The organism is Streptomyces sp. NPDC055099 (assembly GCF_053607685.1).
The window spans coordinates 51,203-75,902 of the sequence record NZ_JBSGUA010000014.1; the positions used below are offsets into that span (position 1 = coordinate 51,203).

Here is a 24,700-nt window from a genome sequence, read left to right on the forward strand (position 1 = left end):
ATGGGCTGCGGATCAACCCGTCAGCAGCCCCTCCCGGCCCTGAGCCCGGTACTGGGCAAGGAGCTCGGCCAGATCCGACGGCACGAGGCGGCGATAGGCCCCCGCCACGGCATCGGGGCGCCACCACACAGGATCGGCGCACCGAAACCCCTCCCCTCGCAAGGCGGCCCGCGCCACCTTGTTCGTCGCGGTGACCGGCATCCGCCCCACCACCCGTACGAAACGGGGCGCCATCTTCGTGCCCAGGTCCCCCTGCGCCAGCAGGAACTCGGCGAAGGCGAGCGGATCGAACTCCGCCCCCGGCCGCGGGGCGACCGCCGCCATCACCTGATCCCCGGACACCGGATCAGGCACCGCGTACACCGCGACCGCCGCAGCCGCCTCCCACCGCGCGAGGATGTTCTCGATCATCGCCGCCGCCAGGTTCTCGCTGTCCACGCGGAGCCTGTCGTCCGTGCGCCCCGCGAAGTAGAGGAACCCTTCCGCGTCGCGGTAGAAGAGATCCCCCGTCCAGTACCAGCCGTCGCGGAGCCGCGCCGCGTCCGCCTCCGCGTTGCGCCAGTACCCCTCGAAGGGCGACCGCCCCTTGTTGACCAACTCCCCTATCGCCACGTCGCCGTTCAGCAGCCGCCCGTCCGCCGCGAAGACGGCGGGCGGGCACTCCTCCCGCGTACCGGCGTCCACCACCGCGAGCTCGTCCCCCGGCGCCGCCCGCCCGATCGCCCCGGCCGGAGTCCCCGGCACCCGCTGGATCGCCGCGCCGCCCTCCGAGGAGCCGTAGCCCTCCACGAGCCGCACCCCGAACCTCTTCTCGAAGCGTGCCGCGTCCACCGCCCCGGCCTCCGTGCCGAAACCCATCCGGAGCGGGTTCTCCGTGTCGTCGGGGCGCTCGGGCGTCGCGAGGAGGTACTGCACCGCCCGGCCCACGTACGTGAAGTACGTCGCCCCGTACGCCCGTACGTCGTCCAGGAACGCCGATGCCGAGAAGCGCCGCCGCAGCGCCACCCCCGCCCCGCCCGCGAGGGCGGGCGCCCAGTCCGCGATCACGGCGTTGCCGTGGAACATGGGCATGCAGATGTAGTGCACCCCGTCGGACCCGAGCCCGAAGTGGTCGACGAGGGACCGGCCCGCCGCCGCCAGACGCCCCTGGCTGCAGATCGCGGCCTTGGGGGCGCCCGTCGACCCGGAGGTGAAGTAGAGCAGCATCCGGCTCGACGGGGTCGCCGCCCGCGACACCTCCGGGCGCGCGTCCGCATAAGGGACCAGCAGTTCCCCGTACGCCTCCGTGTCCGTCACCAGGATGCGTATGCCAGGGAGCTGCAGTCCGTCCAGGAGGGCGAGGTGCGCCCGTTCCGTGATCAGGACCCGGCAGTCGGTGTGCACGATGTCCCGGGCCAGTTCGGCGCCCCTGCGCGTGGGGTTGATGCCCGCCACCGCGGCGCCCGCGAGCGCCGCCGCGCTCAGCCACAGGGGGTATTCGGGGGTGTTGTCGAGCAAAACGCCGACGTGCGGCTCGGCTCCCTTGGGCAGCAGGTCGGCCAGGAGCGCGGCCCTCGCCGCCGCACCCGCGGCGACCTGGTGGTGCGTGAACTCCTGGTGCTCGAAACGCAGCCCGGGGCGATGGTCGCCCCAGCGCGCCTGCACGAGTTCCGCGACGGTTTTCCCGTTGGGCTCCATGGCCGCGCACCATAACTGATGCACCGTCAGATGTGGAGAGGGTTACGGCCACCCCTGGTCGGCCCCGCCGTCGGAGTCGAACCCGCCGCCCTGCTCGTACCCGCCGCCCGAGTCCGTGGGGTCCCAGTCGACTGATTCGGAGGCGTCGAACATGTCGTTCACCGCCACCATGAAGAAGACGCAGATGGCGAGCACGACGCCGAAGAAGCAGAGCGCGCCGATCAGGGCCGCCGTGCTCTTGGCGGGATCCGGCGCCCGCACCGTCGCCGCCTCCGGGCGGTCGGCCGCGTAGTACACGGTGACGACGTCGCCCTCGATGATCGTCCCGGGGCCGTTCTGCTCCTCGAACCGGATGGATCGGCCCGTGGGCAGGGTGAATTCGTAGACGTGGTGCAGCGTGGTGCTGATGTGGTGGTTGTCGCCGTGGCGGCTCGTCGTGGTGTACGTGCGCAGGCAACGCCCCTGTGCCGTCAGGCCGCTTTCCCACGCTTCCCGCAGCCGCTGGTGGCGTTTGATCACGGCGACCGCCATCGCGATCATCAAAGCGCCCATCAACGTCGGCACGGCATAGAAGAAGAACTCCACTGCATCCCCCGATGGTTGGTGCCGGTACTGCCCCGCGTACGCCGTCGTGGTCCTGGACGGCGTACGCGGAACCTACCCGTGGGGAGTGCCGTGGAGCCTCAAGCCCTGCTCAGAACTTGACGTCGGAGCAGGCGTAGAACGCGTTCGCCGTGTCGTGGACCGTCCACACCGCGACGATCACATGGTGTCCGCTCCTGCCGCCGGGGATCGTCCCGGAGTGCGAGAGCGTGGCCGGCGGCTGCTGGCCGTTGTAGGGGACGTTGAGGAACGGGGTCGTCTCGAGGGCGGCCCGCGTGACGGGCTTGCTCTCGTCCCAGCCCTGCTTGGTTATGTAGTACTTGAAGTCGGTGGTGCGGTGGCGTGCCGTGAACTGCCAGCGGAAGCTGTAGTTCTGTCCCGCGCTGACACTGGTCGTCGGCCAGGCTCCGCCGCCCGGCGCCTTGGGCTGGTTGAGCGAGTCGAAGCCGCTGACGCCCGCCGAGCAGATCTTGCCGTCGGCGGGACCGGACGCCGGGAAGCCCTTGGGGCCCTCGACGCTCTGGGGTTCGTACTGGATGGAACCGCAGCCGCTCACCGTGCCGTTGGCACAGTTGATCTGGCGGCTGGCCGGCAGGTCGGTGTAGCCGTGACCGCTCGCGCCACCGGACGAGAGCGCGAGGGCCCCGACCGTGGTGGCACCGAGCATGGCCGCGTACATCTTCTTGTTTCGCATGCTGCCGCTCCAGGGGAAACGTGGGGGTTCCGTGAGCCGTGCGCGCGCCGCGGCACCGCGCCGCCACGGGTGCGGGGCGCGGTGAATGCAGTGAGTTCTGCGGTCTAGACCAAGCCCAGATTATGGGCGGTAGTTGAACATGTCCATACCAATAGTGGAGACGATCCGATCGCAGCGGTGGCGCGACTCCTCGACGAGATCACCGTTCGGGCCGTCGTTCGTCGCCACCCACTCGGCCGCCCCGTCGGCCGTCCGGCCGCCCGCCAACTGCCGCTCGATCAGGCGCTGTTGACGTACCTCCGCAGGTGCGGCCACGTACCAGCACTCCCCCATCAGCTCCCGCGCGTCGCGCCAGCCGGGCAGATCGCAGGCCAGATAGTTCCCCTCGGTGACCACGATCCGCGCGGTCGGCGGGACACGGTGCCGGGTGGCCACCGGCTCGTGGAGGGTGCGGTCGTAATCGGGTACGTAGATGTCGTGGCCCGTGTCGTCGAGAACCCGGGTGAGGAGCGCGACGTACCCCCGGACGTCGAAGCTCGGCTCCGAACCCTTGCGGGAAGTGAGGGAGAGGCGCTCCAGCTGGTCGTTCGAGAGGTGGAACCCGTCGAGCGGGAGATACGCGGCTCCCTCGCCGATCTCCTCCACCAGTGCCCGCGCGAACGTCGACTTGCCCGCGCCGGGCGGCCCCGCGATCCCGAGGAGGGTGCGGGGCCGGCCGGTGGTCAGCCGCCAGGCGTCCTTGGCCAGGGCCGGGAGCGTGGGGGCGGCGGGGGCAGCGGTGGGGGTGGGGGTGGGGTCAGCGGTCTCCATGCCCCGTATAGAACGCCACCGTGAGGTCCTTGACCAAGGCCTTGCGCTCGTAGTCGTCGAGCTCGACGATCCCGCGGGTGGTCAGCCGGGTCACCGTGTCCTCGACGGAGTCCACCACCGAGGTGAGCACGCTGTCGCGGTGTCGTGCGTCCAGGGCGGCGACCCGCCGCAGGCGCATGGTGTCGGCGATCTCGGGGGCGTACTCGATGCGGGTCGGCTGGGCCGAGAAGATCTCGATGCCGACCGGCTCGGCCTCCGCCACGAGCATCCGGGTCAGCGCGTCGCCGACCGCGTCCGCGTCGCGCAGGGTCGCGGTGTCGTCGTGGAACGCGTCGGCCGGCAGCCGGGACAGGACGCGGGCCGTCGCCGCCTCGACGCACTCGCGCAGATACTCCTGGTGGTCGGCGACGCCGAGCGTCGCCCGCGCCGCGTCCTTGACCCGCCACACCACGAGGACGACGACCCGCAGCGCGACCCCGCCCCGGTCCACCGCGGGCATCGGCTCGCTGCGCCAGTGCCGCAGGCGTACGTCGACGCGGCGCCGCAGGAGGAGCGGGTTGACCCACATCAGACCGGTGCGGCGGACGCTGCCGCGGTACCGCCCGAAGAGGGTGAGCACCCACGCCGTGCCGACCCGGCCCCGCGCGAGGCCCCCGAACCCGAACAGCGCGAGGGCGCCCGATCCGGCGAGCGAGGCCCACTGCGCGAGACCGAGCCCGGCGTACGCGTCGTGACCGCCGGCGCCCTCCACCCCGAACAGCCCGGCCGCCTGCGCCACCGGCTCGGGCAGCACCCCCGCCCACCACAGCGCGGCCGCGCACCCGGCGACCCCCGCGGTGCCGCCGAGCACGCCGACCGCGCCGGGCAGCACGCGCGCGGACCGCTCGCCGAGGTCGGGGTCGACCACGGGCAGGGGCCGCGCCGCCGCCGGGACCGGGGGCCGCCGGTTGGCGCGCGGCTGCTCCCCTGTTCCCTGGCGGCGCCGCACCACGGCGGGCGCCAGGGACACGCCGGGGTCGGCGGGGTCGTCGCGGAAGAGCAGATGGATGGGGATCTCGGTGGTGGCCTCGCTGTGGATCAGGCGCGGGGAGCGGGCGGTCGTGTCCGGGGCGCCGGTGGTCTGCGGTTCCTCGGGCTGGGGGGTCTGTGACCGTGATGCCGCTGTCGCACTCATCCTTGCCTCCGGCTCATACGTGCCTCGATCTCATACGTGCCTGAATGTCATTCGCGACCCGGTCACATCTGGGCCCCACCCCGATGCGTGTCCCGGTCTCATACGTGCTCACGCGAACAGCCGCCGCCAGGTCTCGGGGCCCGGGTAGCCGTCCGCCGCAGCGCCCCGCCAGCCCTGGGCCCGCTGGAACGCCTCGACGTTGCGGCGGTCGCTCTCGCTCCACCGCGGACCCGGGCCCCGCGCGTAGTGCCTGCCGAAGCCCTTCTTCACCAGCTGCCTGCCGAGCAGCTCGATCGACGGGCTGGACTGGCCGGGGCGGAACACGCCCCTGCCGGGGTACGCCGGAGCCCCGCCCTGCGCACCGCCCGCCGCGGCGCGTGGGATGTCCCGGCCCTTGCCCGTCATCAGGTACGACCAGGTCGCCGGGCCCGGCAGGCCGTCCGCGCCGGCGCCGGTCCAGCCCTGCGCCCGCTGGAACGCCTGTGTGGCCCTGCGGTCCGCGTCGCTCCAGCGCGGGCCAGGACCCGCCGTGTAGAAGCGGGCACCGCCCCGGGCTACCAGCGCCTTGCCCAGCTGGGTCACGTACTGGTTGTTCGCGCCCGGCCCGAAGGACCCCGCCCCGGGGTAAGGCGCCCCCGTGTTGGGACCCGCGCCGCCCGGGGTGCCGCCCGTGACCCCTTTGTAGCGGTACGCCAGATAGCGGCTCGCATTGCTCCAATAGGCATAGGGAGTCGTTTGCTTGCGGGTGTGCGGGCGGGTCTGTTCGTACGCGACGTATTGCGTGTGCGCCGCGTTCGCCCAGCCGCCGAAAATGGTGACGTGCGAACCCTTCTCGGGGTTCGCGGGATTATGGAAGAGAAGGATGTCGCCGGGCTGGAGCTGGTTCTTCGTAATACGGACCGAGTACCGGGCGAGGCTGCCCGTCCATTCGTTGCGGCCGAGATTCCAGGCCATGGAGACATAGCCCGAGCAGTCCTGCCGGTAGCCGTCGGACCAGTACGCGCGCATGTTGTACGGCACCTTCGCCGCGACCCACTTCTGGGCGCGGGCGAGGATCTCGGCCGGTGTCGTGTTCCGCACCGCCGACGCCGCGGGACCCGGCGAACCCGGCCTGCCCGGCACCCCGTGCAGCGCGCTCGTGCCGCCCTGCGGGCTGCCGGGTTCCGGCCCGGCACCGGGGTCCTGGTCCGCCGGGAGCACCGGAACCGTGCCCGGTGGTCCCACCGGGTGATGGCCCGCTTCGGGGGCCGCCACCGCCGGAAGGGCCTGGCCACCGCCGAGCACGGTGCCCGCCGCCGCGGCGACGACCAGGGCGCGGCGCGCGCCGTGCGCCGCCGGGTGGCCGCCCTGCCGTACGGGGAGTGCGTGGGTCATGGCTCGTCGCCGGTGAATACATCCGGGGCAATCGCAGTCGCTCTCGGGCTCGAATTCCTCGAATACCGGAGCTCCCTCCATGCGATTCCCCTCACACTCCAGGAAAGAATGCCTGCGTCGCATCTGCACAGTCGTCAGCTTCTCAACTGTCCGGTGATATCGCATGTTGACGGTCCGAATGATGGAGTCACCCCGCACTGACCTCCCCACCGGACCCGCATTCACGTCCTGGCGCGGCCCCGGAGCCGCCCCCGGGGCCGCCCCGCGGGAACCCGGATGGTCCGGAGCACCCGTCGGCGTCCGGTAGAGTTCTCCAGGTCAGCAGGCGCCGCTAGCTCAGTTGGTTAGAGCAGCTGACTCTTAATCAGCGGGTCCGGGGTTCGAGTCCCTGGCGGCGCACAGACAGCGAAAGCCCTCCGTTCACGCGGGGGGCTTTCGTCATGCCACCGTCAGCGCGGTTACCGCTACCGTTGCGCCATGGCGCGCGACATTCAGGAGCGGATCAAGAAGCTCATCATCGACCAGCGGCTGCCCTCGGGCGCCTCTCTGCCCACCGAGCCCGAACTGATGGAACGCCTCGGCGTCAGTCGGAACTCCGTGCGAGAAGCCCTCAAGGCACTCCAGGCGATGGGCATCGTGGAGATCCGGCACGGTTTCGGCACGTATGTCGGCCCCATGTCGATGGCCCCGATGATCGAGGGCCTCACCTTCCGCACGGTGGCCGGCCACTACCGCGGCGAGGACAGCCTGCTCCAGCTCCTGGAGCTGCGGGAGGCCGTGGAGACCGGGCTCATCGCGCGCCTCGCGGGTCGCATTCCGGCCGCGGATCTGGCCGAACTGGACGCCCTCGTGGACCGCATGGACACCGAGGCGGCGGAGAGCGACGGCCGGAGCGGGCAGCCGGGCGCGGTGCACACCGAAACCGACCGCGCATTTCACGCCACTCTCTACCGCTGCCTGCGCAATCCGCTGCTCGGCGAGGTCCTGGAGGCGTTCTGGGACGCCTTCCACAACGTACGCACCGATCTGGTCGACGTTCCGCAGGATCCCAAGGTCACCTGCCGCCAGCACCGGGAGATCCTCGACGCGGTCCGGTCCGGCGATGTGCTCCGGGCCGAGCGGGCGATACGGGAACACTTCGGTAATATTCGAACGCGATTGAGCGCTCCTGTCCCAACAGGCCACTCGAATCCCTCGTATGACCGGTAAACACCTTGCTTCGCTCTTGCGATCATGGCTAGGGGCGTAGAACCTTGTGCTGGAGCCATTGGCTCTCATGAGGCTGGCGGTGCCGGGCAGTTGGGGGGCCTGGCAGACCGAGGCCCGCGGGGTGAGGGACGGGGGTCCCTTTCACGATTGGATGCCGAGGGGGGCATCATGCAACCGGAAGGTAGCCGTTCCATGTCTAAGGGGACGGTGGCCTGCCACTGATGCGTCCGTGAAGGTCGGGGGACCTGGCCGGACGGAAGGACCAACGAACACGCGGGCGACCGCGTGCGGGGGGATGACTCATGACGTCGACGCCGACGGGCGCCCGGCCGAACGACCCGTCAGAGACGACCCAGCTGAGGGTGCCATCGCACCGCACAGGCGGGTTCAGGCGTATCAAGAAAGCCCTGCCGAGATACGACTACGAGCACTACAGCCGTCTCGCGGGGCCGCTCACGCAGCCGGACCCGACCAAGCCGTACAAGGTGCAGTACCGCTCCCTGCTGTCGCAGGAGCCGCACCGGATCAGGGCCGCGCTGATGCTGGGAGCCGCGCCGCTGCTCTCCCTCGTGCTGCTCGCCTGGCTGCTGCAGCCGACGCACTGGACGAAGCGCGACTACGTCGCCAACGACTGGCTGCCGACGCTCGACGTCATCATGCTCATATCCATCGGCCTGATCGAGTTCTTCCGCTGCATGAACGTGCTGTCGAACGCGCACGCCACGCTCGTAGCCCGTGACCCGATACCCGTGGTGCCCGAGACCGGCACCCGCGTGGCCTTCCTCACCTCCTTCGTGCCCGGCAAGGAGCCGCTGGAGATGGTGACGAAGACGCTGGAGGCGGCGGTCAAGATCCGCCACCGCGGCCTGATGCACGTCTGGCTCCTCGACGAGGGCGACGACCCCGCCGTCAAGGAGGTCTGCCGACGGCTCGGCGTGCACCACTTCTCCCGCAAGGGCATCGCGAAGTGGAACATGAGCAAGGGCCCGCACCGCGCCAAGACCAAGCACGGCAACTACAACGCCTGGCTGGACGCGCACGGCGACGACTACGACTACTTCGCATCGGTCGACACCGACCACATCCCGATGCCGAACTACCTCGAGCGCATGCTCGGCTTCTTCCGCGACGAGAACGTCGGCTTCGTCATCGGCCCGCAGGTCTACGGCAACTACGACAACTTCATCACCAAGGCCGCCGAGTCCCAGCAGTTCCTCTTCCACGCGCTGATCCAGCGCGCGGGCAACGCGTACGGCTCCCCCATGTTCGTCGGCACGAGCAACGCCGTCCGCATCAGCGCCCTGAAGCAGATCGGTGGTCTGTACGACTCGATCACCGAGGACATGGCGACCGGCTTCGAGATCCACCGCGCCACGAACCCGAGGACCGGCAAGAAGTGGAAGTCGGTCTACACCCCGGACGTGCTCGCGGTCGGTGAGGGCCCCAACGCCTGGACGGACTTCTTCACGCAGCAGCTGCGCTGGTCGCGCGGAACGTACGAGACCATCCTCAAGCAGTTCTGGAAGGCGCCGTTCTCGCTGCCGCCCGGCCGCCTCTTCAACTACACGATGATGGTCATCTTCTACCCGATGTCCGCCATGAACTGGATTCTGGCCGCGCTCTCCTGCGCGCTGTTCCTCGGCATGGGCGCGTCGGGCGTGAACATCGACCCGACGATCTGGCTGATGCTGTACGGCAACGCCTCGGCGCTGCAGATCGGCCTCTACATCTGGAACCGCCGCCACAACGTCTCGCCGCACGAGCCCGAGGGCTCCGGCGGTATCGCGGGCATGGTGATGTCGGCGCTCTCGGCACCGGTCTACGCGCGCTCCCTCCTTGACGCCGTGCTGCGCCGCAAGAGCAAGTTCGTGGTGACCCCCAAGGGCGACTCGGCGAGCCCGGACACCCTGTTCGGCACGTTCCGCATCCACCTGTTCTTCATCCTGGTCTTCGCCGGCTCGATGGCCGCCGCGTTCGTGTTCGACCACGTCCACCCGGCGATGATCGTCTGGGCCACGTTCGCCCTGCTGATCACGGCGGCGCCGATCTTCGCCTGGCGGTGGGGCATGCGCCAGGACAAGAAGAAGCGCAAGTCCCGGCACGGCTCCGGACCCTCGGGGCCGCCTTCGGGCGGCGGGGACCCGACGGTGCCGCAGCAGCGTGACGCCACGGCGGAGCTGCCCCAGGCACACCAGCCGCCGCAGGCGCCGCACGCGCCGCAGCAGAAGCCCAGTTGGGCAGCGAACGACCAGACCATGCAGATCGCCCTTGGGGGACGTAAGAAATGAAGGACCGCTCCAGCCGCCGCCGCGCCCGCCGCATCGCGATAGGCGCGGCGGTGGTCATAGCGCTGGCCGGGATGAACGGCCCGTGGCTGTGGCGCGTGGGTTCGGAGAAGTACCACGACTACAAGATCAACAAGCCGGAGTACAAGGCCGACAACGGCCACTGGCAGGTCGTGAACTTCCCCGAGGAGTACCGCCAGAACACGATCCACGCGGCGCTCCTGCACACCGGCAAGATCCTCCTGGTCGCCGGCTCCGGCAACAACCAGAAGAACTTCGACGCCAAGAAGTTCGACACCCGCCTGTGGGACCCGGTCAAGAACACGATCAAGAAGATCAAGACGCCCGTCGACCTCTTCTGCACCGGCCACACCCAGCTCGCCAACGGCAATCTGCTCATCGCCGGCGGCACCCAGCGCTACGAGAAGCTCAAGGGCGACATCACCAAGGCCGGCGGCCTGATGGTGGTGCACAACGAAGACCCGGACAAGCCGATCACGCTGCCCGCGGGCACGAGGTTCACCGGCAAGAAGAACGGCAAGACGTTCGTCTCCAAGGACCCGGTCGTCGTCGAGCGCGCCAAGAAGATCTTCGACAAGCAGACCGGCGCGTTCGTGCGCAACGAACCGGGCCTGGGCCGGGTGTACGTGGAGGCGCAGAAGAGCGGCACGAAGTACGAGACCGGCACGCAGGACAACTACCGCGTGCAGGGCCTCAAGGGCGCCGCCACCCGCAACACGTACGGCATCGCGCAGAAGCTCGCCCTGGACAAGAAGGACTTCCAGGGGATCAAGGACGCCTTCGAGTTCGACCCGGTCGCCGAGAAGTACATCAAGGTCGACCCGATGAACGAGGCCCGCTGGTACCCCACGCTGACCACGCTCTCGGACGGCAAGGTGCTCAGCCTCTCCGGTCTCGACGAGATCGGCCAGCTGGTCCCGGGCAAGAACGAGATCTACGACCCCAAGACCAAGAAGTGGACCTACACCAAGGAGGTCCGCCAGTTCCCGACCTACCCCGCCGTGTTCCAGCTGCAGAGCGGCAGGCTCTTCTACTCGGGCTCGAACGCGGGCTACGGCCCCGATGACGTCGGCCGCAAGCCCGGCACCTGGGACCTGGAGAAGAAGGGGAGCTGGAAGGGCATCCCGGGGATGAGCGACCCGAATCTCCTGGAGACCTCCAACACGGTCGAACTGCCGCCCGCGCAGGACCAGAAGTACATGGTCATCGGCGGCGGTGGCGTCGGCGAGTCCAAGAAGTCCAGCAAGAAGACCCGCATCGTCGACCTCCTGGAAGACAACCCGAGGTTCGAGGACGGCCCCGAGCTGGAGAAGGGCACGCGCTACCCGCAGGCCTCGACCCTGCCCGACGACACGGTGCTGATATCCGGCGGCTCCGAGGACTACCGCGGCCGCAGTGACTCGAACATCAAGCAGGCGCGGATCTACGACGCCAAGACCGGCAACATGCGGCGGGTCGCGGACCCGGAGGTCGGCCGCAACTACCACTCGGGCTCGATCCTGCTGCCCGACGGCCGCGTGATGTTCTTCGGCTCCGACTCGCTCTACTCCGACAAGGCCAACACCAAGCCCGGAGAGTTCGAGCAGCGCATCGAGATCTACACGCCGCCGTACCTGTACCAGGGCTCGCAGCCCACGCTCACCGGCGGTCCCGAGGAGATCAAGCGGGGCGGGTCGGGCACCTTCAAGACCCAGCACGCCTCGTCCATCAAGACGGCCCGCCTGATCAGGCCGAGCGCGTCGACGCACGTCACGGACATCGACCAGACGTCCGTCGCGCTCGACCTGAAGAAGTCCGCGGGCGGCGTCACGGTGACGATCCCGAAGGAGAAGAGCCTGGTCGAGTCCGGCTGGTACATGCTCTTCGTGACGGACGATCAGGGCACACCGAGCAAGGCTCAGTGGGTCCACGTGCCGTAAGCAGCGCCCCGTAGGGGCGCGGGGAACTGCGCGCTCAGCACACGAAAAGCCGCAGTCGCAAGTGCCGGGACCCGGCAGATGCGACTGCGGCTTTTCGCTACTTGGCGCCTTCGGCGAGCTTGAGCGCGTACTCGGGCCACCACTCCCCGGCCTTGGGGCCACCCCGGCACGTCCCGTCGGACTCACCAGGGCGCTTGATCCAGAGGTACGCGTCGACCAGCGGGTCACCGGTCTTGGTGGTGGGCGCCTCGCCCAACGCACGGCCCGGCGGGTTGCACCAGGTGTCCTTGCCCTTGGTGTACGGGCCGTTGCCGTTGCGCGCGGTGTCGATGACGAACGGCTTGTTGCCGATCTTCGCCGAGAGCTTCTTGCCGAACTCCGTGCTGGCCTCGGTGGTCTGGAAGTTCGAGACGTTGACCGAGAAGCCGTCGGCCTGCTCGACGCCCGACCACTTCAGGGGCTCCCAGAGCGAGTCCGGGTTCTTCCAGCCCGCGTTGCCCGCGTCCAGGTACACCTTGGTGTTCTTCAGGGACTTGAGCTTCTCGATGGCGCCCTTGAGGAGGTCGTAACGCTCCTCGTGGAACTCCTCCGGCGTGCAGTTGTCGACCATGTGGAGCACCGCGTCCGGCTCCAGGATGACCGTCGTCCTGCGGTCGCCGATGCCCTTGGCGACCTGGTCGATGAACGTGCGGTATTCGTTGCCGTCGGCCGCGCCGCCGCCCGAGTACTGACCGCAGTCGCGGTGCGGGATGTTGTAGAGGACCAACAGGGCGTCCCTGTCGGCCTTCTCGGCGGCCTCGGTGAAGCCGCGCGCCTGCTCCTCCGCGTTCTCCGGGATGATCCATTCGGCGACCGGCTGCTCGGCGATCTTCCGGATCAGCTCGGCGTCGTCCTTCTTGCCGTCCTTCTCGTACGAGGCGACCTGCTTGGCCGCGTTCCCCTCCGGGTTGACCCAGTACGGGTCGGAGCCCTTGGGCTGCTGCTTGACCGGCTGTCCCGAGGAATCCTCCTCGCCCGAGCCGTCATCGGAGGAGCACCCCGACAGCAGCAGCGCAGCCCCCGCAAACGCCGCCGCGGCCTTCACCCCCCGGGCCGCGATCCGGTGACCGCGGCCGGTGCCTTTGTGGTACATCCACTCCCCCTTGGGTGCACTGTCCGATTCTCAATCCTGACATACACACTTCCGGCTCACGAGGCCCGCCCGTCCGCTGCGGAGACCTGTTGGAGACCTGTTACAGCTCGGCGCGCGGGGGTAGGCGCAGTGGGCGGGGCCGAGCTCCTGGGGAGGAGATCATGCGGGATCGCACCTCTGAACTACGGCTGGCCCAGGTTCTGGTGGAGACCACGAACACGCTGGACGACGACTTCGACCCGGAGCACTACCTGAGCCGGGTGGCGGGTCACTGCGTGGAGCTGCTCGACGCGTCCGCCACCGGCGTGATCTTCGACTCCGCGGGCTCGACCTCGTTCGCCGTCGGCGGGCACCCCCGGGACCTCGCGCTCGGCCTGCTCGGGGCCCAGCGGAACGGCGGGCCCTGCGTGGAGAGTCTCGGCACGGGGCGTCCCGTGCCGCCGGTGCGCCTCACGGAGGACGAACCCGCCGAGCGCTGGCCGGAGTTCACCGCGCTGGCGCGACGCCACGGGATCGGGGCGACGTACGCGGTTCCGCTGCGGCAGCGCGAGACCCTGCTCGGGGCGCTCAACGTCTTCGTGCCCGAGGCGGCACCCTGGGGTCCGTGCACAGAAGGGGAGATGCGGCTCGCGCAGGCGCTCGCCGACGCCGCCGCCGTGGGCCTGCACAACCACCGTGCCTACACGGAGTACCGGACGCTCGCCACACAGCTCCAGGGCGCTCTGACCAGCCGTATCCGCATCGAACAGGCCAAGGGCATCCTTGCCGAGCGCTGGCACACCGGGATGGACGAGGCCTTCGACGCCCTGCGGCGGTACGCGCGCAGAGAACGGCTGGTCATGGACCTGGTCGCCACCGAGGTGATCAAGGGATCGCTCGACGACACGACGCTGCGCGGCGGCTGGTCCGAACCTTCGTGAAGGTCGTCACGGAAACCGCTGCCACCTGCATCGATCACAGAGTGGAAACGGATCACGACTTGGCGTTAATCCACCTCTAGGCTCCGGCGCTCATCCGTTCTAGAGTCGTCATAACGGCCCAAGCCCCCGGCCTGATCGTCCATCCCGCATTGCGGGGTTGGTCACCGAACCTCCCGCGCCGGCGCCGGGTTACTCCCGCAGCTCGAGCGCGCGCGGTCGAGGACCAGCCCGGTCGACGGCTCCGGGGGGAGCGGGCCGCCGACCGGGCCGGGTTGTCCAGGCACCGAAGCCAGGCCCACGCCAGCACGGCGCGAGCGCGGCGGGAGTGCGCTCGCGCCCCGGCACGCCTTCTACGGCCCCACTCCGGTGAGGTAGGCCGACACCACCACATTCGCCGAGTACGTCTTGGTCGCCCGGTCGAACGTGCCGCCGCACGTGATCAGACGGAGCTCGGCGCGGCCCTCCTCATGGGGGCCGTACGCCTTCTTCGCGTCGAAGCGGTCCCTGCTGATGACCTGGACGTCGTCCACGGTGAACTCGGCGACCGAGCCGTCGTCCCTGGCCACCAGGATCTTCTCGCCCGGACGCACCGCGCTGAGGTCGTAGAAGACCGCGGGGCGCGTCTCGGTGTCGACGTGGCCCACGAACAGGGACGTGCCCGCCGCTCCGGGGCGCGTCCCGCCGCCGTACCAGCCGACGGAGTCCGCCTGCTCGAAGGGCGGCGGATCGATGGCGCCGTCCTGGTCGAGCCCCCGGGTGATCACGGGCGCCCGCACCTTCAGCGAGGGAACATCCACGCGCTGCGGCCTGGCCTCGCCCAACGGCTCGTGTGCGTCCGGGAGTTCGACGGCGAACGGCCGGCCGACCGCCGCCACGTCGCCGTTCGTGGGCTCGGAGACACCACCCCGTACGTCGGTGATCTCGCTGCCCCACAGCCAGAGCCCGACGAGCACCAGCGCCCAGGCGACCCCGGTGAGGAACCGCCCGTGCCCCGTCGACCCCTCATGGCCCGACATGCCGGTCCTCGCCCGTCACTCGGAGCGGCGCCGGCGGACGCTGCGCAGCGCCACGGCCACCGCCGCCACCCCGGCGAGCACCAGGCCGATCACCGCGTGCCGGGTGCCGGGGCCCGCCTCCTGGGCGTGCGCGGCGAGCTGCGCGGTGCCGCCGCCGCCCGCGCGGACCGGCGAGACCGGCTCGGTGCGGTGCTTGACGACGTCCACGGTGCCCACGCCCTGATGGGGGTGGCCGTCGCAGACGACGGTCACGTCGTACGTGCCGCTGACGCCGTCCCGCAGCGTGGCGGAACCGTTCAGCGAGTACTTGCCGCCGTCCCTGCCGGTGAGCTTCGCGTCTCCGGAGAACGCCCCGGACCCCGCGGAGCCGGTCGTGCCCTCGCAGCCCGTGACGCTGATCTCCACCTTGGCGCCGGACGCGGCGCTGGCAGGCGTGACCGTGGCGCGCACCTTGCCCTCTTCGTGGGCGTGGGCGGGGGCCGTGGCGGCAAGGGGGAGCGCGGCGAGGACAGCGGCCCCGGCTATACCACGCAGGGTGAGTGAGCCTCTACGCATCGTGAACCTCCTGTATCGAGGTTCACGCGTGCTTCCGGCTCACGCCTCCCGTGTGCGGCAAATGGGTGATCTCACACGCGTTCGACCAGGTCAGCGATGGAGTCCACGACATTGGACGGTCGGAAGGGGTGCTGGTCGATGTCCTTCTCGGAGGTCAGACCGGTGAGGACCAGGAAGGTCTCCATCCCCGCCTCCAGACCGGCCAGGATGTCCGTGTCCATGCGGTCGCCGATCATGGCGCTGGTCTCGGAGTGCGCCCCGATGGCGTTGAGACCGGTCCGCATCATCAGCGGGTTGGGCTTGCCGGCGAAGTAGGGGTTGCGGCCCGTGGCCTTGGTGATCAGCGCGGCGACGGCGCCGGTCGCGGGCAGGGGGCCTTCCATGGAGGGCCCGGTCTCGTCCGGGTTGGTGCAGATGAAGCGGGCCCCGCCGTTGATCAGCCGTACGGCCTTCGTCATGGCCTCGAAGGAGTACGTGCGGGTCTCGCCGAGCACCACGTAGTCCGGGGCGTGGTCGGTCAGGACGTACCCGATGTCGTGCAGGGCGGTGGTGAGCCCCGCCTCGCCGATGACGTACGCCGTGCCGCCGGGGCGCTGGTCGTCCAGGAACTTCGCGGTGGCGAGCGCCGAGGTCCAGATGTTCTCGACGGGCACTTCGAGGCCCATGCGGTTCAGCCGGGCCTGGAGGTCGCGCGCGGTGTAGATGGAGTTGTTCGTCAGGACCAGGAAGGGCTTGCCGGACTCACGGAGCCTCTTGATGAAGGCGTCCGCGCCGGGGATCGGAACGCCCTCGTGGATGAGCACGCCGTCCATGTCGGTGAGCCACGATTCGATGGGCTTGCGCTCTGCCATGGGGTGCACTCCTGCGGTGTACGGGTTGGCTGGGGCGCCGGGACAGCGCTGTGCCGACGCCCCCACCCTAATCAGGAAGCGGTGATCTTGACCCCGTCGATCACCTGTCAGCTGCCGGTGGCCGACTTCCAGTCCTCCACGTACGTCTGCAGGTTCTCGGAGATGTCGTCCCAGTCCGGCTCGAAGACCTCGACCCCGTCGATGATCTTGTCGAGGGCGACCGCGTCGGCGTCCGTGGCCTTGATGTCCTTGCGTGCCGCGAAGCCGCCGCCGATCTCGCTGACCTGCTGCTGGGCCTTCTGGGTCAGCAGGTGGTCCAGGAACTTCTTGGCGTTGGCGGAGTGCGGGGCCTTGTCGACCAGGCCGGCCGCGTAGGGCAGCGCGAAGGTGGTGGGCTTGGCACCCTCCTTGGCCGGGAACCAGATCTTGAGGTTCGGCATGTCCTTGGACTGGGCGTAGTTCATCTGGACGTCGCCGTTCGCGGCGAGGAGTTCACCCTTGTCGACCTTGGGCGCGAGCTTGCCGGTGGAGGCGGAGGGACCGACGTTGTTCGTCTGGAGCTTCTTCAGGTAGTCCAGGGCGGGCTTCTTGCCGCCGAAGTCGTGCATCGCCTTGATGAGCACGGCGGTTCCGTCGCCCGCGACACCGGGCGTGGAGTACTGGACCTTGTCCTTGTACGCGGGGTCGGTGAGGTCCTCCCAGGTCTTGGGAGCCTTGCCGCCGCTCAGCTCCTTCTTGTTGTGGATGAAGCCGAAGTAGTTGTTCACCACGGAGGTCCACTTGCCGTCGGCGGCCTTGAGCGCGCCGTCGACCTGGTCGGACCCCTTGGGCTTGTAGGCCTGGAGCAGCCCCTTCTCGTCGGCCTGCTGGATGAACGGCGGCAGGGTGATGATCACGTCCGCCTGCGTGTTGGACTTCTCGCGGACGGCGCGCTGCACCATCTCGCCGGAGCCGCCCTCCACGTAGTTCACCTTGATGCCGGTCTTCTTCTCGAAGTCCTTGAAAACCTGGTCGTACCAGCCGTCGCCGTTCTCGCCCTTGAGGCCGTCGGCGCTGTAGACGGTGATCTCCTTCGCGTCGGACGCGGAGGATTCACCGCCGCACGCGGTGAGCGATCCGGCGAGGACGAGGCTGCCGGAGACGGCGGCGAGCGTGCGGACGTGTCGGACTCGGGTAAGACGTGACATGGCGTTTCGTGCTCCTTGAGAGCGTGCGGGCCTCAGCGGTAGGAGGCGCGGGTGCGGATGCGGGTGAAGGCGAAGAGGACGAGCAGCGTGGCCGACATCAGGACCACCGCGACGGCGGCACCGGTGAAGAGAGAGCCGCGGTCGGTGGCCGCGTAGATCTGCACGGGCAGCGGCATCCAGTCCGGCGGATAGAGCATCATCGTGGCGCTCAACTCGCCCATGGAGAGCGCGAAGCAGAGGCCGGCGGCCGCGTTGAGCGACGGCAGCAGAAGCGGCAGCCGCACCTTCCACAGCACGTACGAGGGCCGGGCACCGAGCGATGCCGCGGCCTGTTCGTACGCCGGGTCGAGTCGGACGATGGCAGCCGAGACCGACTGGTAGGCGAACGCGGTGACAAGAATGGTGTGCGCGAGGATCACGATCCAGCGCGTGCCGTTGAGGATCATCGGCGGCTTGCTGAACGCCACGAGGATCGCGAGCCCGACGACGACGGAGGGCACCGCGACCGGCAGCATGAAGAGGGTGTCGAGGAGTCGCTTCCCGCCCCTCTTCAGCGAGGCCGCCGCGAGCGCGGCCCAGGACCCGACGGTCAGCGCGAGCAGGCTGGCGCCGACCGCGGTGACCAGGCTGGTGGTGAGCGCCTTGAGCGATTCACCGCGGGTGGCGGACTCGTAGTGCCCCGTGGTGACCCCGGACGGAAAGGCGCCGGACCAGTGCGAGGAGAAGGACGCGGCCAGGATCACGAGCAGAGGCAGCGCGAAGAGGGGCAGGAAGAAGACGAGGAACAGGACCCAGGTGGCCCATTTCCCCTTGCGGCTATGCACCAACACGACGGCTCACCACCCGGTAGAGGCTGTAGAGGCCCACGGAGATCGCGATGTTGACCACGGCGACGACACAGGCCGCCGGATAGTCGGATTCGAGAATCGCCTTGCTGTAGACGAGCATCGGAAGGGTCGTGACCCCCTTCGCCCCGGTGAAGAGGACGATCCCGAACTCGTTCAGACACATGACGAGTACGAGGCTGCCGCCCGCGGCGAGGGCGGGCAGCGCCTCGGGCAGGATGACCCGCCGCACGATGCGGCCGGGCTTCGCCCCGAGGCTCGACGCCACTTCCAGTTGCGCGGTGTCGATCTGCGAGAACGCGGCGAGCAGCGGACGCATCACGAAGGGCGTGAAGTACGTGATCTCCGCGAGGAGCACGCCCCAGGGGGTGGTGAGGAACTGGAAAGGCCCCTCGGCGGCCCCGGTCGCGTCCGTCCACATCCCGTTGGCCATCCCCTTGGTGCCGTAGATGAACAGCAGGGCGAGGGTGATGAGGAAGGACGGGAAGGAGAGAAAGACGTCGATGAACCTGGCGACGGCCTTGCCTCCCGGGAACGGCACGAAGGCGATGACCAGCGCGAGCGCGAACCCGAGCACGAGACATCCGACGGTGGACCCGACGGCCAGCCACACGGTGGTCCCGAGCGCCTCCCGGAACGCTTCGGAGGCGAAGACGTCGGAGTAGGGCTGAAGGGAGGTCCCACCGGTGTCGGGCTGGAGGGACTGCTGGACGACGAGGGCAAGGGGATAGAGAAAGAAGAGGGCGAGGGCGGCGACGGGGGGCAGGGCCCAGACGGAACGGGGCACGCTCCGCCCCCGCGAGGGGCTGCCTTCCTGTCCCGGCGCGTTCGAGGCCTCCGGCTGCCGCTGCTGTGGGCAGGCGTCCCGCAGGGCGGGACGGGTGGGCACAGCCCCCGCTGCCGGGCCACCGCTGTCAAAGCGTCCACCGGAGCCGGCGCTAGCCATCGGTCACCCCACCGGACAGCAGCACGGCATCCTCGGGTGAGAAATGCAGCGTGACCTCGTCACCAATACCGGGCGGAGTCCGAAGCTCCCGGAGGTCGGCCTTCACCCGCTGCCCCGCGACATCGACGTACAACCGGTGGGTGGCCCCCCGCCACTGGACCTCGGCGACGCGGCCGGAGAGGGCGTTGGGGCCATCCCCGAGGCCGACCAGGTGCGGGCGCACGCACAGCGTGGCCGTCACCCCGGAGACCACCTCGCCGGTGTCGACCTTGAGCGACGTTCCGGCGAAGGTGACGCCCCCGTCGGTGACCGTCACCGGCAGCAGATTCGCGTTCCCCACGAAAGAGGCCGTGAACTCCGTCCGGGGCGCCCGGTAGAGCTCCTGCGGAGTCCCGCAGTCCCGCAGCCGCGCCCGGTCCATGACGGCGATCCGGTCCGCCAGGGTCAGGGCCTCCACCTGGTCATGGGTGACGTACAGGATGGAGACGTCGGGCAACTCCCGGTGCAGCCGGGCGAGTTCCCCCAGCATCCCCGACCGCAACTGCGCATCGAGCGCGGAAAGCGGCTCGTCGAGCAGAAGCACTCCCGGCCGGATGGCCAACGCCCGTGCGATGGCGACCCGTTGCTGCTGCCCACCGGAGAGCTCCCGGGGAAACCGCTTGGCGTACGCGGCCATCCCCGTCATCTCCAGCGCCTCGGCGACCCGACCCGGAATCTCGGACTTGGCGACCTTCCGCGCCTTCATGCCGAAGGCGACGTTGTCCGCGACCCGCATGTGCGGGAAGAGGGCGTACTGCTGGACGACCATCCCGATCCCCCGCTGATGCGGCGGCAGGCCGGTGACATCGCGCTCCCCGATGAACACCCGCCCTGACGCGGGCCGCACGAACCCGGCGACGGCCCGCAGCGCGGTCGTCTTGCCGGAGCCCGAAGGGCCGAGCAGGGCCATGACCTCGCCGGGCTCGACGGTCAGGTCGAACGAGTCGAGGACGGTGTTCTTGCCGTAGGCGACCGAGACGCCGTCGAAGCGGATGCCGCTGCTCATCCGCCGACACCCCTGAGCACGGCGGGCGCGAGCGCGGCGGGCAGTTCGGCGACGGACCCGAGGACGTGTGTGGCTCCCGCGGCCCGCAGCGTCGCGTCGTCGTGCGCCCCCGTCAGCACCCCGGCGACGACCGAGGCGCCGGAGCGTACGCCGCTGAGCATGTCGTACGCCGTGTCGCCCACGACGGCGATCTGCCGGACGTCGTCCACGGCCCCCGTCCGCAGGAAGGCGCCGAGCACCATGTCCGGGTAGGGGCGCCCACGGCCGCCCGCGTCGGCGGGGCACAGGGTCAGCTCGACGAGGTCCCGCCAGCCGAGCGCGTCCAGGATGGCGTCCTGCGTGACGCGGGCGAAGCCGGTGGTCAACACCACGGTGTACCCGGCGGACTTGAGCTCCTGGACGGCTTCCCGCGCACCGGGGATCGGTGCGATACGGCCGCCGTCGACGAGTTCCCCGTACGCCTTCTCGAAGGCCGCGTTGCCCTGCTGGGCGAGGGCTTCGTCGCCGAACAGATGCCGGAAGACGGAGATCTTGGACTCGCCCATCGTGGCGCGTACGTAGTCCAGCTTCTCGGCGTGATCGGCGGAGCCCGGCTCGACGCCGAGTTCCAGCGCGGCGGCGGAGAAGGCCTCCTCGACGAGGCCGCCGTCCGCGACGGTCGTACCGGCCATGTCGAGCACGACGAGGCCAATGCCGCTGTGTGTGGTCAACTCCCTCACCATCTCCCTCACCATCCCAACTCGTCGGCGGTCTTCTCGGCGATCGCGGGCGAGCACGTCATGCCGCGCCCGCCGGGCCCGGTGACCAGCCACACGCCGTCGCGGACCTGCTGGCGGTGCACCACGCGGGCCGTGTCGACGCACTGCGCGTACACCCCGGCCCAGCGCCGCCTGATCTTCGGCAGCGGACGGCCCAGGAAGCCCTCGACGACCTCGGTCAGGTGGTCGTAGGGGTCTTCGAGGGTGTCGAAGGCGAAGGGGTGCTCGTACTCGTGGGTGTCGCCGATGGTCAGGCCGCCGTCCTCGCGCTGCACCATCAGGAGCTGCATCTTGTGCTCGGCGGCGGTCGGGGTCTGCGCCTGCCCGGCGTTGAGCGCGTCGAGGGCGTCCGACTTGTACGCGGGGTAGTAGCGGAAGCTGTCGGCGTCGGCCACGGAGGTGGTGAGCGCCTCGCCGAGGGCTTCCGTCTGCATCATCTGGAGCCGTACGCGCCGCACGGGGAGGTCGGGCCCGGCCAGCTCCCGCACCAGACCGCCGAGCCAGGCGCCGGTGGCGAGCACGACGACGTCACCGGTGTGTACGTCGCCGTGGTCGTCCCGCACCGCGTTCTCGCCGACGACTTCGCGGATCTCGCGGCCGGGCAGGAAGGTGTAGCGGGGCGAGGCGCGAAGGGCGTCGCGCAGCCGGAGTTGAGCGGTCCGCGGCTCCACCGCCGCGTCCCTTTCGCACCACAGTCCGGCGATGAAGTCGCCCCGCAGCGCCGGGTTGAGGGCGCGGGCCTCGTCGGCGTCGAGCAGCTTGTAGCCGCGGGCCGCCGCGTCGGGGCGGGCGAGGGCGGCCTCGGCGACCGCGCGTTCGCGTTCGTTGCGCACGAGGGTGAGGGAGCCGTTGGCCCGGAAGCCGATGCCCTCCACCCGCGCGCCGATCTCCTCCCACAGCTCGCGGGCCCGCAGGGCGGTGTCCAGCTCCTCGCCCCCGGCGCGCCCGCTCACCCATATCTGCCCGAAGTTGCGAAGGGACGCCCCGCGGGCCTCGCTCTCGCGCTCGATCTGTACGACCTCGTGGCCGCGTTCCACTGCGTGCCAGGCGTGCATGGTGCCCACCACGCCGGCTCCTACGACGATGACTCTCACAGCGGCAACGCTGCTGGGGACGAGTGACCCGCCGAGGGCCGGGCGGCAACGGGATGGTGAACGGGCACCCAAGCTTGGCCCAGACCCGTTATCTTTCTGTTATCAGCGCGGTGATTCTCCATACGCGCAAGGGGAGTTCAGGCGCCGCTGTTTCCCAAGTGGGTGGTGAAGGAGAACCGGTCGCCGCGGTAGAGGGTGCGGACCCGCTCCAGGGGGTGGCCGGAGGTGTCGCGCGAGACCCGGTGGATCAGGAGCATGGGCAGCGCGGGAGGGGTGCCGATGAGCAGGGCCTCGCGGGGGGTGGCGAGGACGGTCTCGATGCGTTCGTCGGCGTCGCCGAAGGAGATGCCGAGCTGGTCGCGGAGGTAGGCGTAGAAGGAGGAGTCGGGCTCGAAGTCCCGGTCGAGGGCGGGCACTCGGGCCACGGAGACGTACGTGCTCTCCAGCCCCACCCTCTCCTCGTCGGCGAGGAGCACGCGCTCCATGTGCCAGACGGGCTCGCCTTGCTCGACGCCGATCTCGGCGGCAAGTGCTTGGGGCGCGGGGAATCGATCGAGGGAGATGAGATTTCGCCCCGGGGTACGCCCCTGCCGCCGTACGCCCTCGGTGTAGCTGGCGAGGGACAGCGGCTGCTCCAGCTTGGGGCCCGCGACGACGGTGCCGCGCCCCTGCCTGCGCAGCCGCCCCTCCAGCAACAGCTCACGCAGCGCCTGCCGCACGGTCTCCCGCGCGACCTCGTACCGGACGGCGAGGTCCCGCTCGGTCGGCAGCGCCTGCCCGTCCCCCAACTCCTCCGTCAGGTCGGCGATCTTGGCCTTCACCGCGTAGTACTTCGGGATGCGCCCGTGCTCGGGGATGCCGGAGCGGATGGGGGCGCCGGGGGCCTGGTCGAGCAGGTGCGCGGGGGCGTGCGGGGGGTTCGGGTTGTTCACCCGGGGATGTTCGCAGACGTACGTGAACCGGAAGGTGAACGGGGGGCGAGGCGGGGGTGCTTCGTGGTGCGGGGCGGGTGTTGCTGGAGCTGTTGCTTTGGCTGCCGTTGCTGTTGCTGTGGCTGTTGGTCAGCGTTTGCGGGCGGCGCGCAGGCGCCGGGTCCCGACGACGAGTGCCCAGCCCCCGGCGAACAGCGCACAGGCGACGGCACTGACGCCGAGCAGGGCGCGGGGCCCGGTGGCGGCGAGTTCGTGGGCTCCGTCGGCGTACGAGGTTCCCCCGGTGTCGGAGCGCTCACGTCCGCCGTCGCTGCCGCCGTCGGCGCCGGGGGATTCGCCCGCGCCGGTCTCGCCACTGTCCGTCCCGGCGCTGTCTCCGTCACCCTCATCGATGCCGAAGGGGTAGTCCTTGGACTCGCCCACCCAGTCGCCGTCGTCGGCACGGCGCTGGACGACGGCGGCGGAGATGACGGCGCGCTCGGAACGGGCCTCGGAGGTGAAGGAGAGCCGCACCCTGACGGTGAGGGTCCGCCCCGCCTCGACCGTGAACCCGGGGAATCCGTCGTCGAAGACGCCGATGTTCTCGTCCCGGTCGGTCCGCTCGAACCCCACGGGCCGCCAGCGCGTGCCGTCGTGGAACTCCAACTGGACCTGCCGGGGCCGCAGCTCACGCTCCTTGTCGACGATGACGACCACCGGGTGGATGTTCCCGCAGAGACCACGGGTGGTGTTGTCCAACTCGACGAACCACCGCCGATAGCCGCCTCCGGCTTCATAGGACGCGGGCCCCCCTCGAATCCGCGCCCCGATGGGAAACCCTTCACCGTTGGGGTCGGAGCAGGTTGGGGGTTGGGCTGCTGTGGGGGGTTGCAGGGGGAGGGCCGCTGCGGCGGGCTGTACGGGGAGGGTTACTGCGGGGTGCTGTACGTCGACGGCTGCCGCGGGAGGCCGTAGGGAGGCGGCAGCTGCGGGGCGCTGCACGGAGACGGCAGCTACGGGCCGCTGTCCGGCGGCTCCGGCCCCTGGAAGCTGCGTCGCGGGCGCATGAGGCGCCGGCGCCCGCTGCCCGGCGGCGGCCGCCGCCGGGCCACTCGCCGGCGTCCCTGAGGCGGCAGCCGCTGGAACCGTTCCGGACGCGAGGGCGGCGGCGGTGGCGACAGCGGCCATGCCGGAGGCGAGCGGGCGGCGGAGTCGCATGCGTGGCCTTTGCTGAGCGCGGGGCGAGCGGGAGCGGGAGCGGGGCCGTAAGACAGGGATCATGGCCCGCGAGATTGCCACGCCTCCGCCCCTCCCCCGGCCACGCCACAGCCCCGTACGTCCGACTGGACCCCGTAAGTACGCCCTATCAGCCGACTTTCGGTTTATGGGGTTTCCGGAAAGAAGCCCGCAGACCCAGCCCCTCCGGCATCCGAGAAGCCGGATATGGGCAGAGCCCCGAGCAGCCCCACACCTCGGGACGCGGGCAGAACCCCGAGCAACCCCCCACCTCGGGACGCGGACAGAGCCCCGAGCAACCCCCCACCTCGGGATACGGGCAGAACCCCGAGCAACCCCCCACCTCAGGACGCGGGCAGAACCCCGAGCAACCCCCCCACCTCAGGACGCGGGCAGAACCCCGAGCAACCCCCCACCTCAGGACGCGGGCAGAACCAC

The 24,700-nt window shown here is 70.1% G+C and carries 22 protein-coding genes and 1 tRNA gene; 5 read left to right on the top strand and 18 right to left on the bottom strand.

What is annotated here, in order from left to right; all coding sequences use genetic code 11:
• Positions 1-12: 12 nt before the first annotated feature.
• The 6 genes from ACWFRU_RS29935 to ACWFRU_RS29960 all read right to left on the bottom strand — a co-directional run bounded on the left by ACWFRU_RS29935 (position 13) and on the right by ACWFRU_RS29960 (position 6,413).
• Positions 13-1,677 (bottom strand): long-chain-fatty-acid--CoA ligase, encoded by a 1,665-nt coding sequence (locus tag ACWFRU_RS29935; protein WP_453691232.1) that lies wholly within the window; start codon positions 1,675-1,677, stop codon positions 13-15.
• A gap of 42 nt (positions 1,678-1,719) precedes the next feature.
• Positions 1,720-2,262, bottom strand: a complete 543-nt coding sequence (locus ACWFRU_RS29940) for a DUF3592 domain-containing protein (RefSeq protein WP_453691233.1) — start codon at positions 2,260-2,262, stop codon at positions 1,720-1,722.
• Positions 2,263-2,371: 109 nt separating this feature from the next.
• Complete coding sequence (locus ACWFRU_RS29945; protein ID WP_453691234.1) at positions 2,372-2,974, bottom strand: lytic polysaccharide monooxygenase auxiliary activity family 9 protein; 603 nt, start codon at positions 2,972-2,974, stop codon at positions 2,372-2,374.
• 120 nt (positions 2,975-3,094) lie between these two features.
• On the bottom strand, positions 3,095-3,784 hold the full coding sequence (locus ACWFRU_RS29950) for a nucleoside/nucleotide kinase family protein (RefSeq protein WP_453691235.1): 690 nt from the start codon (positions 3,782-3,784) through the stop codon (positions 3,095-3,097).
• Positions 3,771-4,958, bottom strand: coding sequence for an SPFH domain-containing protein (locus tag ACWFRU_RS29955; protein WP_453691236.1), 1,188 nt, complete (start codon positions 4,956-4,958; stop codon positions 3,771-3,773). Before ACWFRU_RS29955 ends, ACWFRU_RS29950 begins: the two co-directional genes overlap by 14 nt.
• Before the next feature lie 108 nt (positions 4,959-5,066).
• Positions 5,067-6,413, bottom strand: a complete 1,347-nt coding sequence (locus tag ACWFRU_RS29960; RefSeq protein WP_453691237.1) for a peptidoglycan-binding protein — start codon at positions 6,411-6,413, stop codon at positions 5,067-5,069.
• Positions 6,414-6,657: 244 nt separating this feature from the next.
• Here ACWFRU_RS29960 and ACWFRU_RS29965 point away from each other — a divergent pair.
• From ACWFRU_RS29965 to ACWFRU_RS29980, 4 genes are all read left to right on the top strand, one after another.
• Positions 6,658-6,731: transfer RNA gene (locus ACWFRU_RS29965), tRNA-Lys, on the top strand.
• 78 nt (positions 6,732-6,809) lie between these two features.
• A complete protein-coding gene (locus ACWFRU_RS29970; protein ID WP_453691238.1) occupies positions 6,810-7,541 on the top strand; it encodes a FadR/GntR family transcriptional regulator in 732 nt (243 codons plus the stop codon).
• 302 nt (positions 7,542-7,843) lie between these two features.
• On the top strand, positions 7,844-9,829 hold the full coding sequence (locus ACWFRU_RS29975; RefSeq protein ID WP_453691239.1) for a glycosyltransferase family 2 protein: 1,986 nt from the start codon (positions 7,844-7,846) through the stop codon (positions 9,827-9,829).
• Positions 9,826-11,766, top strand: a complete 1,941-nt coding sequence (locus tag ACWFRU_RS29980) for a galactose oxidase-like domain-containing protein (RefSeq protein WP_453691240.1) — start codon at positions 9,826-9,828, stop codon at positions 11,764-11,766. Before ACWFRU_RS29975 ends, ACWFRU_RS29980 begins: the two co-directional genes overlap by 4 nt.
• A gap of 97 nt (positions 11,767-11,863) precedes the next feature.
• Here the strand turns inward: ACWFRU_RS29980 and ACWFRU_RS29985 are convergent, their stop codons facing one another.
• On the bottom strand, positions 11,864-12,898 hold the full coding sequence (locus tag ACWFRU_RS29985) for a glycoside hydrolase family 6 protein (RefSeq protein WP_453691241.1): 1,035 nt from the start codon (positions 12,896-12,898) through the stop codon (positions 11,864-11,866).
• A gap of 161 nt (positions 12,899-13,059) precedes the next feature.
• Here ACWFRU_RS29985 and ACWFRU_RS29990 point away from each other — a divergent pair, with 161 nt between their 5' ends.
• The gene (locus tag ACWFRU_RS29990) at positions 13,060-13,818 is read left to right on the top strand and encodes an ANTAR domain-containing protein (protein ID WP_453691242.1); all 759 of its coding nucleotides are present in this window, start codon (positions 13,060-13,062) and stop codon (positions 13,816-13,818) included.
• A gap of 350 nt (positions 13,819-14,168) precedes the next feature.
• On the opposite strand, the gene ACWFRU_RS29995 is transcribed toward ACWFRU_RS29990, so the two are convergent.
• The 11 genes from ACWFRU_RS29995 to ACWFRU_RS30045 all read right to left on the bottom strand — a co-directional run bounded on the left by ACWFRU_RS29995 (position 14,169) and on the right by ACWFRU_RS30045 (position 23,785).
• The gene (locus ACWFRU_RS29995; RefSeq protein WP_453691243.1) at positions 14,169-14,834 is read right to left on the bottom strand and encodes a class F sortase; all 666 of its coding nucleotides are present in this window, start codon (positions 14,832-14,834) and stop codon (positions 14,169-14,171) included.
• 15 nt (positions 14,835-14,849) lie between these two features.
• Positions 14,850-15,389, bottom strand: a complete 540-nt coding sequence (locus ACWFRU_RS30000; RefSeq protein WP_453691244.1) for a hypothetical protein — start codon at positions 15,387-15,389, stop codon at positions 14,850-14,852.
• A 71-nt stretch (positions 15,390-15,460) separates the two neighbouring features.
• On the bottom strand, positions 15,461-16,240 hold the full coding sequence (locus ACWFRU_RS30005) for an HAD-IIA family hydrolase (protein WP_453691245.1): 780 nt from the start codon (positions 16,238-16,240) through the stop codon (positions 15,461-15,463).
• Positions 16,241-16,347: 107 nt separating this feature from the next.
• Positions 16,348-17,427: a 2-aminoethylphosphonate ABC transporter substrate-binding protein gene (locus ACWFRU_RS30010; RefSeq protein WP_453691246.1), complete on the bottom strand. Its 1,080-nt coding sequence runs from the start codon at positions 17,425-17,427 to the stop codon at positions 16,348-16,350.
• Between the two features lie 32 nt (positions 17,428-17,459).
• Positions 17,460-18,257: an ABC transporter permease gene (locus ACWFRU_RS30015; RefSeq protein WP_453691247.1), complete on the bottom strand. Its 798-nt coding sequence runs from the start codon at positions 18,255-18,257 to the stop codon at positions 17,460-17,462.
• Positions 18,244-19,218: a 2-aminoethylphosphonate ABC transporter permease subunit gene (locus ACWFRU_RS30020; RefSeq protein ID WP_453691248.1), complete on the bottom strand. Its 975-nt coding sequence runs from the start codon at positions 19,216-19,218 to the stop codon at positions 18,244-18,246. The genes ACWFRU_RS30015 and ACWFRU_RS30020 overlap by 14 nt, the downstream gene beginning before the upstream one ends.
• The gene (locus ACWFRU_RS30025) at positions 19,211-20,263 is read right to left on the bottom strand and encodes an ABC transporter ATP-binding protein (protein WP_453691249.1); all 1,053 of its coding nucleotides are present in this window, start codon (positions 20,261-20,263) and stop codon (positions 19,211-19,213) included. The genes ACWFRU_RS30020 and ACWFRU_RS30025 overlap by 8 nt, the downstream gene beginning before the upstream one ends.
• Positions 20,260-20,985 (bottom strand): phosphonatase-like hydrolase, encoded by a 726-nt coding sequence (locus ACWFRU_RS30030; RefSeq protein WP_453691250.1) that lies wholly within the window; start codon positions 20,983-20,985, stop codon positions 20,260-20,262. The genes ACWFRU_RS30025 and ACWFRU_RS30030 overlap by 4 nt, the downstream gene beginning before the upstream one ends.
• A gap of 5 nt (positions 20,986-20,990) precedes the next feature.
• Positions 20,991-22,115: a TIGR03364 family FAD-dependent oxidoreductase gene (locus tag ACWFRU_RS30035; protein WP_453691251.1), complete on the bottom strand. Its 1,125-nt coding sequence runs from the start codon at positions 22,113-22,115 to the stop codon at positions 20,991-20,993.
• Positions 22,116-22,252: 137 nt separating this feature from the next.
• Complete coding sequence (locus ACWFRU_RS30040) at positions 22,253-23,047, bottom strand: GntR family transcriptional regulator (protein ID WP_453691252.1); 795 nt, start codon at positions 23,045-23,047, stop codon at positions 22,253-22,255.
• Positions 23,048-23,176: 129 nt separating this feature from the next.
• Entirely contained in the window at positions 23,177-23,785 is a 609-nt protein-coding gene (locus ACWFRU_RS30045) for a hypothetical protein (RefSeq protein WP_453691253.1), read from the bottom strand.
• Positions 23,786-24,700: the final 915 nt, after the last annotated feature.